The following is a 15,890-nucleotide window of genomic DNA, read 5'->3' as shown; positions in this document are numbered from 1 at the left end:
AACGCACAGGGTGACATCGCCTGAATTCCCAATCGGCCCGCCAGGTTTCACGGCGTCGTGGCCGATCAATCCATGAGGAGTAGCAACCGATGACTCGACGGAACCTGCGCTCACTGCTTGTCCTGACTGGCGCACTTGCCACCTTCGCGGTGGCCGCGGCGACCGACCAAGGCAACCAGGCCGATGCTCCCATGCTCGGCTTTGCGCCAGACAACGCCAGCGCCCAGCAAAGCCTGGAGCAGCGCTTCGACGCCCAGCTCGATCCTGCGGACCAGCGGCGCTGGATGAAGCAGATGGCGTCCGAGCCGAACCAGGTCGGTTCGCCGCATGACAAAGCGAATGCCGAGTTCATGCTGAAGAAGTTCCGCGAGTGGGGCTGGGACGCACATATCGAGACATTCAGCGTGTTGTATCCCACGCCGAAGAAGGTGGCGCTGGAACTGCTTGGGCCGCACCCGTTCACCGCCGCGCTGCACGAGCCGCCGATCCCCGGCGACGCCACCTCCGGCCTGCCCGGCGCACTGCCGCCGTACAACGTCTACGGCGGCGATGGCGATGTCACCGCCGAGCTGGTGTACGTCAACCAGGGCATGCCGGACGACTACAAGGAACTGGCCCGCCGTGGCATCGATGTGCGCGGCAAGATCGTGATCACCCGCTACGGCGGCGGCTGGCGCGGACTGAAGCCGAAGCTTGCGCAGCAACATGGCGCGATCGGCTGCCTGATCTACTCCGACCCGCACGACGATGGCTATGCGCAAGGTGATGACTACCCCAAGGGCGGCTGGCGCCCGCCCGAAGGCGTGCAGCGCGGCTCGGTGGCCGACATGCAGCAGTATCCCGGCGACCCGCTCACCCCCGGCATCGGCTCCACGCCCGGCGCCAAGCGGCTGGCGATCAAGGATGCGAAGACCCTGCTGAAGATTCCGGTGCTGCCGATCTCCTACGCCGACGCGACCCCGCTGCTGCGTTCGCTGACCGGCCCGGTGGCGCCTGCCAACTGGCGAGGCTCGCTGCCACTGACCTACCACGTGGGCCCGAGCACGGCCAAGGTACACATGACCGTGCTGTCCGACTGGAGCCGCAAGGCGGTCTATGACGTGATCGCGATGATCAAGGGCAAGACGGCGCCGGATCAGTGGGTTGTCCGCGGCAATCATCATGACGGCTGGGTCTTCGGTGCGTGGGACCCACTGGCCGGCAACGTGGCGATGCTGGCCGAAGCCAAGGCCATCGGCGCCCTCGTCAAGCAGGGCTGGCGGCCGCAACGCACCCTGGTCTATGCCAGCTGGGACGGCGAGGAACCCGGCCTGCTCGGCTCCACCGAATGGGCTGAAACGCATGCCAAGGAACTGCAGGCCAAGGCCGTGCTCTACGTCAATTCGGACACCAACGGACGCGGCTTTCTCGGCGTCGGCGGCAGTCACTCGCTGCAACACCTGGTCAACCAGGTTGCCGACGGCGTGGCCGATCCGGAAACCCACGCCAGCGTCGGTGAACGGCTGCGTGCGCACCTGATGATCGAGGGCAGCAGCCCAAACGCGAAGCCGGAGGCCAAGCTGGCCGCGAAGCTGGCTGCCAAGGGTGGCGACCTGCCGATCGAGGCACTGGGCTCGGGTTCGGACTACAGCGCCTTCCTGGAGCACCTCGGCATCACCACCCTCGACCTCGGCTTCGGCGGCGAGGATGACAACGCGGGCATCTATCACTCCCGCTACGACTCATTCGACCACTACACGCGCTTTGGCGACCCCTCGTTCGAATACGGCGTCGCCCTGTCCAAGGTGGCCGGACACATCGTGCTGCGCATGGCCGACGCCAATCTTTTGCCACTGCGTTTCGGGGATTTCAGCAGCACGCTGGACCGCTACGTCGGCGAACTGCACAAGCTGGTGGATACCACGCGCAAGGCTACCGCCCAGCAACATCGGTTGCTGGACATGCACGCGTATGCATTGAACGCCGATCCGACCCGGCCGCTGGCGGCGCCGGAACGCGAATCCGACGTGCCCGCGATCGACCTCGCCCCGCTGGACAAGGCTGCCGCCGCACTGAAGCAGAGCGCGCAGGCCTTCCAGTCCGCCTATGCGCGGCGTGCCGCAGCCGGCTTCAAGCTGCCCGCCGCGCAGCAGGAAAAGATCAACCGGCAGATGGGCAGGATGGAACAGGCCCTCACCGATGCCGCCGGGCTGCCCGGGCGGCCCTGGTTCAAGCACTTCATCTATGCCCCCGGCATGCTCACCGGCTACGGCGTCAAGACCGTTCCCGGCGTGCGCGAGGCAATCGAGGCCCGACGCTGGGATGAAGCCAATCGCTATGCGGTGATCACCGCGCGGGTGCTGGACGGCTATCGGGCAAAACTGGATCAGCTGACCGCGATGCTGAATCACGCCAGCTGACGGCGGAAAGGCGCGCGGAAGCCGCGTGTCGGACGACCCATGGACGGGTCACTCGCGGATCGAACGCGCAGGCACCTGCCCGTCGACACAAGACCATGACGCAGACAAACTCCACTCCATCGCGTGTGCGCAAGCTGCACCCGGGCTGTTTCGCGTTGGTGATGGCGACCGGCATCGTCTCCATCGACGTCAACCAACATGGCATGCCGATGCTGGCGCAGGTGTTGTTCGCCCTCAACCTGGTGGCTTTCGCGCTGCTGGTGTTGTTGACGGCGCAGCGATTGGTGCTTGTCACGCAGGAGGTACGGGACGATTTTACCAACCCGGCGCGGGGCGCGGCCTTCCTCACCTTCACTGCGGCCAGTTGCGTCTTGGCCAGCCAATGCCTGCTGGTCGTGTCCTGGCCGGGCTGCGCCGCCGCGCTGACCGTGGTCGGTGCGGTCAGCTGGACCTGCCTGCTTTATCTGCTGCTGCTCGCCGTGATCACCGGCCAACGCAAGCCCGGCTTTCGTCGCAGCATCAATGGCGGCTGGCTGGTGGCGGTGGTCTCGACCCAATCCCTGGCGGTGGCGCTCACCTTGCTGGTGGCGCACGGTGGCGCCGCACCGGCGCTCGGCTGGCTGTTCGCCGCGCTCTGCCTGTACCTGGTCGGCGCGGCGCTGTACCTGATCCTGATCACCCTGATCTTCTACCGGCTGCTGTTCCTGCCGCTGGCGGCAAGCGGCTTCACGCCACCGTACTGGATCAACATGGGCGCCCTGGCGATCACCACCCTCGCCGGCAGCCTGCTCGTGTTGCATGCGCCGGCCCAACTGCCGCTGGGCGATCTGGTGCCGTTCGTGAAGGGCTTCACTTTGTTTTTCTGGGCGACGGCCACGTGGTGGATTCCGCTGCTGGCGATCCTCGAACTGTGGCGCCACGGCTTGCGCCATGTTCGCCTGCGCTACGAGGTCGACGACTGGGACATCGTGTTTCCGCTGGGCATGTACACGGTCGGCACCCACGCGTTGGCGCAGGCGCTGCATCTCGATTTGCTGCAGCCCGTATCGGAGGTCGGCGTTTACATCAGCCTGCTCGCCTGGGTGCTGGTGGCGGCCGGCGCGTTGCGGCACTGGCGACGCGCCCTGGTCAGAACCTGATCAGGCACGAGCGCCACGCGTACCGCAACCCGGACGGTGGTTGAGGTACGCGCGATGAGTATCCCGCGGGCAGACGCCTGGCATCAGGCGCCGGCTTGCGCCTCGCCTGCAGACGCGCGACTTTCGGCGTGGCGCACCTGTCCCGCGCCGCGCAGCACGAAGCGTTCGATGGTCAGCGCTTCGGCACCCATCGGCCCGTACGAATGCAGGCGCGTGGTGGAGATGCCGATCTCGGCACCCAGGCCAAGCTCGCCACCGTCGCTGAAGCGCGAGGAAGTGTTCACCATCACCACGGCCGAGCGCAGGGCATGCACGAAGCGCTCGGCAACGGCCTGGTCTTCCGTGACGATCACCTCGGTGTGGTCGGAGCCAAAGCGGCGAATATGCGCGATTGCCTCGTCCGCGCTGTCCACCATGCCGACCGTCAGCTTGAGGCTGAGGAACTCGGTGGCGAAATCGTCGTCGCTGGCCGGCTCCATGTCCGGGCACAGCACGCGCGTGCGTTCGTCGCCGAGCAGTTCGACGCCGCGCTCGCGCAACGCCGTGGCTGCGCGCGGCAGGAACACCGCGGCCACGTCGGCATGTACCAGCAACGTCTCCAGCGAATTGCAGGCGGAGGGCCGCGAGACCTTGCCATCGATCAGGATATCCAGCGCCTCGTCCAGATCGGCATCGGCGTCGACGTAGAGATGGCATACGCCCTTGTAGTGCTTGATCACCGGCACGCGCGCGTTCTCGGTGACAAAGCGAATCAGGCCCTCGCCACCACGCGGGATGATCAGGTCGACGATGTCGGACAACTGCATCAACTCGAGCATCGCCTCGCGACTGAGGTCATCCAGCAGCATCAACGCATGTTCGGACAGGCCGGCATCGCGCAAGGCGCCGCGCAGGCAGGCGGCGATCGCCTGGTTGGAACGCACCGCCTCCGAGCCTCCGCGCAGGATCACCCCGTTGCCGGCCTTGAGGCACAGCGCGGCGGCATCGGCGGTCACGTTGGGACGTGCTTCGTAAATCATCGCGATCACGCCCAGCGGCACGCGCACGCGCTCGATCGTGAAACCCTTGTCCGAACGCTCGCTGCGCGTGACCTGACCGACCGGGTCGGGCAGCTCGGCCACCTGGCGCAGGGCCTCGGCAATGCCGCGCACACGTCCCTCGTCGAGCGCGAGGCGATCGAGCATGGCTTCGCCGATGCCTTTTTCGCGCGCCGCCTTCATGTCTTCGGCATTGGCCGACAGAATCGTCGCGGCCTGCGCCTCGAGCGCATCGGCCATCGAGCGCAGCAAGCGGTTCTTGGCGTCGGTGGAAAGTTCGGCAACCTGCACGGCGGCCTGCTGGCAAAGAAGCGCGGAATCGCGCACGGATCCATTCATGACGTCACTCCCAAATCGGTGGTGATGACCAGATCATCGCGGTGCACGATGCTCTCGCCGTAGCTGTAGCCCAGCTTCTGCCGGATGTCGCGGGTATGGCTGCGGGCCAATTGATTGATCTCCGCCGCGCCGTACTGGGTGATGCCGCGGGCGACGACATAGGGCTCGCCGTCCGGGCTGTCGCCCACGATCTCGACCATGTCGCCACGATGGAATTCACCCACGGCATCGATCACGCCTTTGGGCAGCAGGGACGCACCGCCTTCGCTGAGCGCCTTCGCTGCGCCGGTGTCGACGTGAATGCAACCGGGTACCGCAGGCACATGCAGCAGCCAGTACTTGCGCGCCTGCAGGCGGGTGGCACTGGTACGCAGCAAGGTGCCGTGCAGCAGGTCGCGCGACAGCAGGTTGACCACCTCGCCGTCGCGGCCATTGAACAAGATGGTCTGGATACCGGCGGCCGCGGCCTTCTCGGCTGCTTCCAGCTTGGTGCGCATGCCGCCGGTACCCACATTGCTGCCGGCGGCGCCGGCCATGCCCATGATCTCGGCAGTGAGCTCATGCACTTCGTCGATCGGCTTGGCGTCGGGGTCGCTGCGGGGATCGGCGGTGTACAGGCCGTCGATGTCGGTGGCGATCAACAGCATGTCGGCATCGATCAGCGCGGCGACAATGGCGGCGAGATTGTCGTTGTCGCCCAGGGTGAGCTCGTCCACCGCGACGGTGTCGTTTTCATTCACGACAGGCATCACGTTGTAGGCAAGCAGTTCGCTCAGCGTGGCGCGGGCGTTGAGATAGCGACGCCGGTTGCGCAGATCGTCATGGGTGAGCAGCACTTGCGCCAGCGGGCGATCGAACAATCGTTGCCACAGCGCCACCGTCTGGGTCTGCCCCAGTGCGGCCATCGCCTGGCGCGCGGCACTGCTGGTGTCTTCGGGAAGATGCTGCAACAACAGACGTCCCGCTGCCACGGCGCCGGATGACACCAGCACCACTTCGCGACCGGAGGCGTGACACGAAGCGATGAACTGCGCCAGGCCCAGCGCGTAGCGGGTACTGAGGCCGCCGCTGTCGGCAGCGAGCAGGCTGCTGCCGACCTTGAGTACGGCTCTGCGCCATGGCGGCACGGTTTGCTGGCGAAACTTTCTTAACTGGGTCATCGTCCTCGGAACAGGTCTGCGTCGGAAACTTATCCTTCGAAACATGGGGGCGATCGATACGATTGCAAGCCCGGCCATCGCGGCGGTGGTTCTCGTCGCCTGCACAGCAGGTACGCCGACCTCAGGTGGTGAACGCAGGCAGCTGATCAGGAAGGTTCGCCAGGTCGTCGCGATGCACCACCTCGGCGCCGTGACTGTAACCGAGCAACATCTCTATTTCACGGCTGTGCCGTCCAGCCAGGCGACGCACTTCGGCGGCCGCATACTGGCTCAGCCCGCGCGCCACCCTGTGCTGCCGGGCATCGATGATATCCACCAGATCACCACGCTGGAACTCGCCATCGGTCGCCACGATGCCACCCGGCAGCAGTGAGGCACGACCTCGACCGAGCGCCTGCGCCGCACCCGCGTCGACATGAATCCGGCCACCACTCGCCGGCGCATGCAGCAGCCAGTATTTGCGTGCCTGCATGCGTCCGTGCGGAGCGCAGACCAGGGTGCCGCGCAATTGTCCCTGCGCCAGCGCCTGCACCGTGGCGGCATCACGGCCGTCGAACAGCGCGGTCGGAATGCCCGCCGAGCCCGCCTTTTCGGCTGCCTCCAGCTTGGTGCGCATGCCGCCGGTGCCGACCGCGCTGCCGCTGCCACCGGCCATCGCCATCACCGCCGGCGATATCGATTCGACGCGGGCGATCGGCGTGGCGGCGGGATCGCGCCTGGGATCAGCGTTGTACAGGGCATCGACGTCGGAAGCGATCAGCAACAAGTCGGCATCCACCAGCGCCGCGACGATGGCCGCCAGATTGTCGTTGTCGCCGAGCTTGAGCTCGTCCACCGCCACGGTGTCGTTCTCGTTCACGACCGGCAGGGCGTCCAGCGCCAGCAGACCGTGCAGGGTTGCCCGCGCATTGAGGTAACGACGACGATTGCGCAAGTCATCATGGCTCAGCAATACCTGCGCCACCGGCCGCGGCGACAGCGATTGCCACAAGCCGATCATCGGCGCCTGGCCCAGCGCGGCCATCGCCTGGCGTGCGGCAAGATCGCGACCACGGGCTTCGTTTGTGCGCAACAGCGCCCGCCCGGCCGCGACGGCGCCGGAGGACACCAGCACCACTTGCCGGCCTGCCGCGTGGCTGCTGGCGATGAAGTCAGCCAGCGCCGCGGCAAAGCGCGGCGTGAGCCCACCGCCATCGGCCGCCAGCAGGTTGCTGCCGACCTTGAGCACGGCGCGTCGCCAGGATGGCAAGGGCTGGATCGGTAGCTCGCTCATGCCGCATCCTCGTCAGTGGTCGAGCTGATCCAGCCGTGTCTTGAGTTCGTCCAGGCGCAAGTCGTTGCCGGCGCCCGGCGACGTCCGCGCAGCCAGGCTGCCCTCCGGTGTGCGGCCCTGGCCCGCGGATGCGGCGGTTTCCGCTGCGGCGCGATAGGCGTCGCGAAAAGGCACGCCGGCCGCGGCCTGTTCGATCGCCACGTCAGTGGCATACATCGCCGGCTCGATCGCGGCGCGCATCACCGACTCGTTCCATTGCAATCGCGCCAGCAGATCGGGGACCAGCTCCAGCGCGCCCAGACCGTGGCGCACGCCATGGAACAACGAGCCCTTGGAGAACTGCAGATCGCGTTGGTAACCGGACGGCAGCGACAGCAGTTGCTCGATCTCGGTACGCGCCGCCGCAACACTGGCATAGCTGGCGCGCAGCAGTTCGATTACGTCAGGGTTGCGCTTGTTCGGCATGATCGAGCTGCCGGTGGTGTACTCGTCCGGCAGTTGCACGAAGTTGAACTCGGCGGTGGTGAACAGCGACAAGTCCCACGCCATCCGGCGCAGATCAAGCAATGCCCCCGCAATCGCCTCCAGTACCGCCATCTCGAACTTGCCGCGTGAGAGCTGCGCGTAGATCGGGCTGACCTGCATCCGCGCAAAGCCGAGCGCGCGCGTGGTGTGGTCGCGATCCAGCTTGAGGTTCACGCCGTAGCCGGCGGCGGTACCGAGAGGGTTGGCGTCGACCAGGTCCAGCGTCTGTCGCGCACGCAGCGCGTTGTCGACAAAGCCCTCGGCGAAGCCGGCAAACCACATCGCGGTGGAGGAAACCACGGCGCGCTGCAGGTGGGTGTAGCCCGGCATGGGCAGGGCCGGCTGCGCGGCGCGTTCGATGCAGACCTCGGCGATCGCGCGGCAATGGGTCTGCAGCGCCAGCAGCTTGTCTTTCAGCCACAGCCGGGTGGCCACCAGGATCTGGTCGTTGCGGCTGCGCCCGGTGTGCACGCGCCGGCCGGCATCTCCGAGCCGTTCGGTGAGCCGCGCCTCGATCGCCGAATGGCCATCCTCGAAGCGCTCGTCCAGCACGAATGCACCGCTTTCGAAATCCGCGACCAACGCGTCCAGTTCCCGCTTCAGTGCCGCGGCATCTTCGGCACCGACCACACCAATGTTCGCCAGGCCCTCGACATGCGCCTTGCTCGCCGTGATGTCGTGAAGAAAGAACTCGCGATCCAGCAACACGTCGTCACCGGCGAGGAACCGCATGATCTTCGCATCGATCTGGATACCGGATTTTTGCCAGAGAGGTTGGGTCATGGTTCGGGTCCTGATTGGATCGGGTAGGAGCGCACCCTGGGCCTGAAAGCTCCTTCGTCACGTCACGACGAGCGTCGCGCACAGGGTGCGCTCCTACAACGATGGAATGGCGGTGTATTCGTCCACGCCGATCGCGCGGTTGATGTTCTGCATGGCTTGGGTGGCGGCGCCCTTGAGCAGGTTGTCCAGCGTGGCCACGATCACCACGCGCCTGCCGTCGGCGGCCATGGCAAAGCCGCCGATTTCGGCTTGATGATGGTGTGCGATCCGGCTCACCCAGGGCGCCTCGTCGGAAACATGCACCAGCCTCTCGCCCTCGTAGGCCGCACGAAAGCGCTGCAGCACATCCTCGCGCTTCAACGGACGCGCGAGGTACAGGTTGCTGGTGACGGTAAGCCCGCGAAAATGCGGGGCCACGTGCGGCATGAACTCCACGGGGATGCCGAGCCGGAACGAGGCTTCCTTCTCGTGCATGTGGCCGGTGAGCGCATACGGCATGAGGTTGTCGCGCAATTTGTCCGGGTCATTCTTGTCCGATGGCGTCGTGCCGGCGCCGGAGTAGCCGGACACACCAAAGCACACCGGCGGCGCGGCCAGCAGGTCCTTCAGCGGCGCGACAGAAAGCTGCATCGCCGTGGCATAACAGCCGGGATTGCTGATGCGGCGTTCGCCACGCCAATGCTCGCGTGTAAGCTCAGGCAGCCCGTAGTACCAGCTCTTGTCGAAGCGATAATCGGCGGACAAATCCACAATCAACGGGTCCACGCCGGCTTTGTCGAAAGCCTCCACGCAAGCCGCAGCCTTGCCGTTGGGGAGCGCAAGGATCACCACGTCGGCGCCCAGCCTGGGCAGGTCTTCAAGGGCGGGCGCGCTGTAACAGAGATCGCCCCGGTATTCGGCCACGTGGGCGTCGACACGCTGGCCATCCAGCTCGCGCGAGGAGACGAACGACAGCTCCAGCGCCGGATGCGCCGCGATCATGCGGATCAGCTCCGTGCCGGTGTGGCCTCGCGCGCCGACGATGCCGATGCGCTTTGCATTGATGCTCATTGCTTCAGTCCCTCAAGGTCGGCTGACGTTGGGCGCAGTGCACCACGCAGCGGGAAATCGTGTCCATGTCCTCGATGCCGTACCAGAACACCTTCCAGCGCGGCTGCTTGAGGCAACCATCCGATTCCGCGTAGTAGAACGGATTGATCGCATTGCCGTGGCGCGAACGCCAAAACAGGCGCGGGTTCTCCTCGCGCATCACCTGCCATACGGCACGCCCCAGGCCTTCGCCCTGGGTATCGTCGAGCACGGCGAACTTGTCCAGGTAGGCGAGACCCTCCTCCATGGTGAGAATCATCGCCGCGCGATAGTTCTCGCTGACATAGACGCGGGACGGCACCGTACGTTCGAAGTAATCCGGCGTCAGGCTGCGACCGAAACTCGACTCGATCAGCCCGCGCATGCGTACCAGGTCGATGCCGGCCCACGAGTCGAAGCGCAATACTTTCTCGCCACGCCGAACCAGGGTGCCCGAGCCCTTGTGGGTGAACAACTCCTTGGCCAACTCAGACGGACGGGTGATCGACACCGACGAGGTCAGCGGCAGGTCCGCCAGCAGTTCGGCGATCTGCCGGATCTTCAGCCGCATGCCGCCATTGAGCCACGGCTGCTCCATCAGGTGCTCGAATTCGGTGCTGAGATTGATCGAATCGATCAGCTTGCCGCTGTCGTCGAGCAGGCCGCCGGTGCCGGTCAGGAACACGATCTTGTAGGGTTGCAGCACGCGCACCAGTTCGTTGGCCGCGACGTCGGCATTGATGTTGAGGATCTGCCCTTCCTCGGTCTCGCCCAGACTCGCAATCACCGGGATCGAGTTGGCGTGCAGGCTGGCATCGATCGGCGCCAACTGGATGCTGCGCACCTTGCCGACCAGGCCGTAGGTGTCCCGATCAAGGTAGTCGGCGGTGAACACGCCGCCGCCTACCGAGGTGGCGCGGGTCTCCATCGACTGCAGCGCTTCGACCAGCTTCAGATTCTGTTGCTGGAACACGCGGCGCACGATGCCGAGCGCCTTTGCCGAGGTCACGCGCAGGCCATCGACGGTCTGCTTTTCGATCCCTGCAGCCGCCAGTTCCTCGTCAAGCTGCGGACCGGCACCATGCAGCACGATCGGGGTCAGCCCCACCTGCTGCAGGAAGGTAAGCGATGAAGCCAGATCGACCAGATCGTCGCGCAGCACGGCACCACCGACCTTGACCACGGCGAAGCGCTTGGCGTCGACCGCGGAGAAGCGTTTGAGGTACTGCTGGACTTCCTTCGCGCTGCCCATGCTCGAAAGCAGGCGCACGATGGTCTGCCGCGTATTGTTGTGATGCTTGTGCGTTTCCATGTTCATTCCTGGCGTTCATCCCTGGACGCGAGAGTCGGAAGCCGGCCGTCCCTGGCCGGACTCTTCAATGATTCGATAGACCGTTTGTGCATAGCGCTCGAGCTGATCCAGCGCCACCCACTCGTCGGCACTGTGCGCCTGGGCAATATCGCCGGGGCCATAGACGAAAGCCGTATAGCCGGCGGCAGAGAACAGCGCCGCCTCGGTCCAGAAGTCCACCGCATTGCCCACGGGTATTCCCAGTTCGTCGGCGAGATCGCGAGCCGCCAGCCGGTTCGCTTCGGCGTTCGCCGTGTCGCCTGCCGGCAGGGACGGCCCGCGGAACGTTTCGGCAAACTCTGCCGGCTCGGGTTCGACCAGGCCACGGAACTGCGCCAACAGCTGATCCGGATTCATCGTCGGCAGCGGCCGCATGCCGAAGCGAACCTCCGCGCTGGGCGCAATCATGTTCGCCTTGATGCCACCTTCGACGCGGCCGATATTGAAACGCAAGCCGGTCAGGCCGCCGAAACGTTCATGCGACTGCGCTGCCACGAATTCCAGCGCCGCGTTGCCCCAGCGCATCGCCTGATGCAGGGCGCTGTCACTCGGCTTCTGTTCGCCCGAGGCATGCCCCGCCTGGCCGGCAAACCGCATCAGCACCGACTGGATGCCGCGATGCGCCAGCACCGCTTCGCCGTTGGTGGGCTCCGCCACGATGACCGCATCGTAGCTGCGCGGTTCGCGCAGAAAGCCGGCAATGCAACGCGCATCGTTGGCTTCCTCGTCGGTGGAGAACAACAAGGCGAGCGGTCCGTTGCTGGCGTTGGCCACCGCCAGCAACGCCGCGGCCGCGCCCTTGATATCGCAAGCACCCAGGCCGATGGCATGATCGGACGTCAGCCGCAACACATGCGGATCAGCCGTCCACGCCGGCGAATCCGGCACCGTGTCCAGATGCACGTTGAACAAGTACTTCGGCTCGCCGCGCACCGCATGCAGCGCCACCGCACCGGCGCCGAAATCCGTCACCGACACCTCAAAGCCCGTCAACTGCACACGCAGATAGTCGAAGATGCCGCCGGTATCGATCGCCCGCGGCGGATTGCGCGTGTCGAAGCCGACCAGCGCGCGCAGATGCTGCAAAGTTGCGGTGAGCAGCGCCGACGAATCCCCAATCCCGAATCCCGAATCCTGATTCACGACCGGTTGACCTCCGCCCACAACGTGGAGCTCATGCCGAACAGCTTGATGAAGCCCTCGGCCTCCTCCACACCCCAGTCCGCCGACTGGGCATACGTGGCGCCCTTCGCGTTGAGGATGTGCTTCGACTCCACCGCCACCGCGCCGACGCTGCCACCGTTCGTCTGCAGCGTCACCGTACCGTTGACGGTGGCCTGGCTGGAGGCGAGAAACGCTTCGAGATCGGTCTTCAGCGGGTCGTGGAAGAAACCCTCGTAAACCAACTCCACCCACTTGCGCGCCACCTCGGGCTTGAAACGGTTCTGCTGCTTGCTGAGCACGGCTTCCTCCAGCGCGCGGTGCGCGACCAGCAGCGCCGTCAGACCTGGCGCCTCATAGACGATGCGGCCCTTCAGGCCGATCGTGGTATCGCCGGTGTACAGGCCGCGACCGACGCCGTACTGCGCGAACATGCCGTTCAACTTCGCCAGCATGTCGTGCCCGGCGATCGCCTTGCCATCCAGGGTCACCGCCTCGCCATCGACGAAACCGATCTTCACCTCAAGCGGTTTGGACGGCCATTCGGCGCGCGGCTTGCACCAGCCCACGGCGCCTTCGCCGGGAGCTTGCCACCGGTCGATCTCCCCACCGGACATGGTCAGACCGAGCAGGTTCTCGTTGATGGTGTAGGCCTGCTGTTTGGCCCGCACGCCGAAGCCGCGTTCCTCCAGGTACTTCTGCTCGTAGGCGCGGGTCTGCGTGTGCTCCTTCTGGATCTCGCGGATCGGCGCCAGAATCTGGTATTCACCCAGCGCCTTCACCGCCAGGTCGAAGCGCACCTGATCGTTGCCCATGCCGGTGCAACCGTGCGCAATCGCGCGGGTACCCAATTCGGCGGCACGCTTCAGCGCAGCCTCCACGATCAGGTAGCGGTCCGACACCAGCAGCGGGTATTGGCCCTGATAACCCTCACCCGCCCACACGAACGGCTTGACGAAACCGTTCCAGATCGCCGGGCCGCCGTCGATCGTGACGTGGCTGGCCACGCCCAGTTCCTGCGCCCGGTTCTCGATGAATGCACGCTCCTCGGCGTCAACACCGCCAGTGTCGGCAAACACCGTGTGCACGGCCCAGCCACGCTCCTGCAACCAGGGCACGCAGAAGCTGGTGTCGAGTCCGCCCGAGAACGCGAGGACGATGTCTTTGGAACCGGGAATGGGAAATGGGGAATGGGGAATGGCTGGAGTGTCGGTCATGTCGAGTTCCGGTTCTTGAATGATTTGAGTACTGGCGAGGCCGCGAAGTAGCGCTTGAACGATTCGCTATTCCCGATTCCCGATTCCCGGCTCCACCACCAGGCGCGGCTCGCAGCGCACCGGGAAGTTCACGGAATTGGCGATGAAACAGGCGTGGTGCGCAGCTTCATGGGCCGCCGCGGCCTTGCCCGTATCGCTGCCGGCGGTGATCGTCACCACGGGATGCAACACCACCTCGACGAAACGTCCGCCGTCGCCATCGGTGGCCATGCGACCTTCGGCGGCATCGGTGTAGGCGGTCACCACCACGCCAGCCACGGTCGCCATGTGCAGGTAGGAAAGCATGTGGCAGGCCGACAGCGCGCTGACCAGCAGGTCTTCGGGGTTGTGCCTGGAAGCGTCGCCGCGAAACGTCGGGTCGGCCGAACCCTGCAGCGGTGGTTTGCCATCGATGCGGATCACGTGGTCGCGGCCGTAGTTGCGATAGCCGTCCGTACCGCTGCCGCGGTTGCCAGTCCATTCCACATCCACGCGATAGTCATGCTGCAGGGTCATGCTTGCGGCTCCTGTGCGGCCATCAGTTCGGCCAGTTCGGCATCGCCGTCACCGTCGCGCTGGCGCAGCCCCTCGATGACGCCGGCACGATTTCGTGCCGGATGGTTCTGGCTCAATTTGAACTTGCCTTCGATCCGGCCGATCGCGACTTCGAGACCCACGATGGCGCGCAGCGATTTCTCGATGTGATCCTCCGGCGCATCCGCGATTTTCCACGGCTGCGGCTGGCTGGCTTCGTGGCGATCGGTCAACCGTTCGAGAAGACGGCGCAGCCAGCTGGCGTCGTCGACCACCCGCAAGCGCCCGTGCACGTGTACCACGGCGTAGTTCCAAGTCGGCACCTCACGACCCGTCTCGTGCTTGCTGGGGTACCAGTTCGGACTGATGTAGCCGTCCGGACCGCGAAAAATCAGCAACACCTCGACCCCATCCATGCGCGTGAGCTCGTTGCCGCGTGCGACATGGCCGTGCAACCTGCCATCGACAAGTTCGAAAGGCAGGTGATTGGCGACCAGTCCGTCAGCCGTATTCGCGACCACGGTGGCGAAGGGACAAGCCCGGATCAGACCGTCCAGAATGTCCGCACGCGTTTCCTCGAAGTGCCTGGGTGTGTACATGGTGTCTCTCAAGCCCGATCGATCAACGATGTCATCACCGCCTTCTGCACATGCAGCCGGTTCTCGGCTTCATCGATGGCGATGCATGCCGGTGAATCCATCACGGCATCGGTGGCCTTGATGTTCCGGCGCAGCGGCAGGCAGTGGCTGAACAGGCCATGGTTGGTCAGCGCCATCTTCGCCTCGTCGACGATGAAGTGCTTGTTCGCCTCGCGCACGGGCTTCTCCTGCTCCCAGCGGCCGAAGAACGGCAGCGCACCCCAGCTCTTGGCGTAAACCACGTCGGCGCCGCGATAGGCTTCCTCGATATCGTGGCTGACCTTGAGCGAACCGCCATTCTGCGCGGCATTCTCACGACCGAACTCCATGTAGCGTTCGTCCAGTACATAGTCGGGCGTGGGACACAGCAAGGTCACGTCCATGCCCATCTTGGTCGCGATCAGCAGCGCGGAATTCGCCACTGCGGTGTTCAGCGGCTTGGGATGATAGGTCCAGGTCAGCACGTATTTCCTGTTCTGCAGGTCGCCCAGGTGCTCCTTCAGCGCCAGCACGTGGGCCAGTTCCTGGCAAGGATGGGTGATAGTTTCCATGTTGATCACCGGCACCGTGGCGTACTGCGCGAATGCCTTGATCACCTTGTCCTGCCGGTCCACCGCCCAGTCCTGGAACTTGGGAAAGGCCCGCACCGCGATCAGGTCGACATAGCGCGACAGCACGCGCGCCACTTCGGCGATGTGCTCCTCGGTGTCGCCATCCATCACGCTGCCCACCTCAAACTCGATCGGCCACGCGTCCTTGCCCGGCGACAGCACCACCGCGTGGCCACCGAGCTGGAACGTTCCGAGCTCGAAACTGGTCCGTGTGCGCATCGAGGGATTGAAGAACAATAGCGCCACCGACTTGCCGGCCAGTTGCTGGCCCCGCGGCGAGCGCTTGAACTCGGCGGCCTGCTCGAGCAGGGCATCGATCTCGGCGCGGCTGTAATCCTGGGTGGTGATGAAATGTCGTGATGGCATCATTTTCTCCAATCCTCAAACACAAAAAACCCGGCGCGATGGCCGGGTCTTGTCGTCGATACACATGAAAAGCGTGCGACAGCCTACCCGGCCGGATGACGAATCATCGGTCGGCGCGCACGCGACGTCATGCCAGCGGCCGCACGGGCGCTGGTGAGTACGGTGGCGGTATAGACGGCTGAAGACATGCGGATTCCAGGTGGCTGGCGATCATCATGGCGAGATTTTCGCTGCCATGCAACAAAAATTT

General features: G+C 65.2%; 13 protein-coding genes. 2 read left to right on the top strand and 11 right to left on the bottom strand.

The features are described from left to right. Nucleotides 1–89 precede the first annotated feature (89 nt). Together AC0L58_RS06340 and AC0L58_RS06335 are read left to right on the top strand one after the other, a co-directional pair. On the top strand, nucleotides 90–2,399 hold the full coding sequence (locus tag AC0L58_RS06340) for a transferrin receptor-like dimerization domain-containing protein (RefSeq protein ID WP_473687762.1): 2,310 nt from the start codon (nucleotides 90–92) through the stop codon (nucleotides 2,397–2,399). Between the two features lie 95 nt (nucleotides 2,400–2,494). Next, a complete protein-coding gene (locus AC0L58_RS06335) occupies nucleotides 2,495–3,538 on the top strand; it encodes a tellurite resistance/C4-dicarboxylate transporter family protein (protein ID WP_473687760.1) in 1,044 nt (347 codons plus the stop codon). Nucleotides 3,539–3,621: 83 nt separating this feature from the next. On the opposite strand, the gene AC0L58_RS06330 is transcribed toward AC0L58_RS06335, so the two are convergent. The 11 genes from AC0L58_RS06330 to AC0L58_RS06280 form a co-directional block, all read right to left on the bottom strand. After that, nucleotides 3,622–4,914 carry a glutamate-5-semialdehyde dehydrogenase gene (locus AC0L58_RS06330; protein WP_473687758.1) on the bottom strand — a complete coding sequence of 431 codons (1,293 nt, stop codon included), beginning with the start codon at nucleotides 4,912–4,914 and terminating at the stop codon, nucleotides 3,622–3,624. Continuing rightward, nucleotides 4,911–6,074 carry a glutamate 5-kinase gene (proB, locus tag AC0L58_RS06325; RefSeq protein WP_473687756.1) on the bottom strand — a complete coding sequence of 388 codons (1,164 nt, stop codon included), beginning with the start codon at nucleotides 6,072–6,074 and terminating at the stop codon, nucleotides 4,911–4,913. The genes AC0L58_RS06330 and proB (AC0L58_RS06325) overlap by 4 nt, the downstream gene beginning before the upstream one ends. A 121-nt stretch (nucleotides 6,075–6,195) precedes the next feature. Further along, complete coding sequence (gene proB / locus AC0L58_RS06320) at nucleotides 6,196–7,347, bottom strand: glutamate 5-kinase (protein WP_473687754.1); 1,152 nt, start codon at nucleotides 7,345–7,347, stop codon at nucleotides 6,196–6,198. Nucleotides 7,348–7,359: 12 nt separating this feature from the next. Then, nucleotides 7,360–8,655: an argininosuccinate lyase gene (gene argH, locus AC0L58_RS06315; RefSeq protein WP_473687752.1), complete on the bottom strand. Its 1,296-nt coding sequence runs from the start codon at nucleotides 8,653–8,655 to the stop codon at nucleotides 7,360–7,362. 93 nt (nucleotides 8,656–8,748) lie between these two features. Next, the gene (gene argC / locus AC0L58_RS06310; protein WP_473687750.1) at nucleotides 8,749–9,705 is read right to left on the bottom strand and encodes an N-acetyl-gamma-glutamyl-phosphate reductase; all 957 of its coding nucleotides are present in this window, start codon (nucleotides 9,703–9,705) and stop codon (nucleotides 8,749–8,751) included. 4 nt (nucleotides 9,706–9,709) lie between these two features. Further along, nucleotides 9,710–11,035 carry an acetylglutamate kinase gene (locus AC0L58_RS06305; protein ID WP_473687748.1) on the bottom strand — a complete coding sequence of 442 codons (1,326 nt, stop codon included), beginning with the start codon at nucleotides 11,033–11,035 and terminating at the stop codon, nucleotides 9,710–9,712. Nucleotides 11,036–11,050: 15 nt separating this feature from the next. After that, on the bottom strand, nucleotides 11,051–12,175 hold the full coding sequence (locus AC0L58_RS06300) for an acetylornithine deacetylase (RefSeq protein WP_473688616.1): 1,125 nt from the start codon (nucleotides 12,173–12,175) through the stop codon (nucleotides 11,051–11,053). A 38-nt stretch (nucleotides 12,176–12,213) separates the two neighbouring features. Further along, nucleotides 12,214–13,452 (bottom strand): argininosuccinate synthase, encoded by a 1,239-nt coding sequence (locus tag AC0L58_RS06295; protein ID WP_473687746.1) that lies wholly within the window; start codon nucleotides 13,450–13,452, stop codon nucleotides 12,214–12,216. Between the two features lie 66 nt (nucleotides 13,453–13,518). Next, entirely contained in the window at nucleotides 13,519–14,007 is a 489-nt protein-coding gene (locus AC0L58_RS06290; protein ID WP_473687744.1) for an OsmC family protein, read from the bottom strand. Next, nucleotides 14,004–14,624 (bottom strand): FMN-binding negative transcriptional regulator, encoded by a 621-nt coding sequence (locus tag AC0L58_RS06285; protein ID WP_473687742.1) that lies wholly within the window; start codon nucleotides 14,622–14,624, stop codon nucleotides 14,004–14,006. The genes AC0L58_RS06290 and AC0L58_RS06285 overlap by 4 nt, the downstream gene beginning before the upstream one ends. Before the next feature lie 8 nt (nucleotides 14,625–14,632). Beyond that, the gene (locus AC0L58_RS06280; protein WP_473688614.1) at nucleotides 14,633–15,640 is read right to left on the bottom strand and encodes an N-acetylornithine carbamoyltransferase; all 1,008 of its coding nucleotides are present in this window, start codon (nucleotides 15,638–15,640) and stop codon (nucleotides 14,633–14,635) included. Nucleotides 15,641–15,890 lie beyond the last annotated feature (250 nt).

This window comes from Rhodanobacter sp. G2-10 (genome assembly GCF_055809185.1).
Note: the sequence above shows the minus strand (reverse complement) of the source record. Positions and strands in the feature narration are given on the sequence as shown.

Excerpts from the sequence above, each read along its gene's own strand:
- AC0L58_RS06340 (WP_473687762.1), top strand. The coding sequence starts at position 90 with ATGACTCGACGGAACCTGCGCTCACTGCTTGTCCTGACTGGCGCACTT.
- AC0L58_RS06335 (WP_473687760.1), top strand. The coding sequence starts at position 2,495 with ATGACGCAGACAAACTCCACTCCATCGCGTGTGCGCAAGCTGCACCCG.
- AC0L58_RS06330 (WP_473687758.1), bottom strand. The coding sequence starts at position 4,914 with ATGAATGGATCCGTGCGCGATTCCGCGCTTCTTTGCCAGCAGGCCGCC.
- proB (WP_473687756.1), bottom strand. The coding sequence starts at position 6,074 with ATGACCCAGTTAAGAAAGTTTCGCCAGCAAACCGTGCCGCCATGGCGC.
- proB (WP_473687754.1), bottom strand. The coding sequence starts at position 7,347 with ATGAGCGAGCTACCGATCCAGCCCTTGCCATCCTGGCGACGCGCCGTG.
- argH (WP_473687752.1), bottom strand. The coding sequence starts at position 8,655 with ATGACCCAACCTCTCTGGCAAAAATCCGGTATCCAGATCGATGCGAAG.
- argC (WP_473687750.1), bottom strand. The coding sequence starts at position 9,705 with ATGAGCATCAATGCAAAGCGCATCGGCATCGTCGGCGCGCGAGGCCAC.
- AC0L58_RS06305 (WP_473687748.1), bottom strand. The coding sequence starts at position 11,035 with ATGGAAACGCACAAGCATCACAACAATACGCGGCAGACCATCGTGCGC.
- AC0L58_RS06295 (WP_473687746.1), bottom strand. The coding sequence starts at position 13,452 with ATGACCGACACTCCAGCCATTCCCCATTCCCCATTTCCCATTCCCGGT.
- AC0L58_RS06290 (WP_473687744.1), bottom strand. The coding sequence starts at position 14,007 with ATGACCCTGCAGCATGACTATCGCGTGGATGTGGAATGGACTGGCAAC.
- AC0L58_RS06285 (WP_473687742.1), bottom strand. The coding sequence starts at position 14,624 with ATGTACACACCCAGGCACTTCGAGGAAACGCGTGCGGACATTCTGGAC.
- AC0L58_RS06280 (WP_473688614.1), bottom strand. The coding sequence starts at position 15,640 with ATGCCATCACGACATTTCATCACCACCCAGGATTACAGCCGCGCCGAG.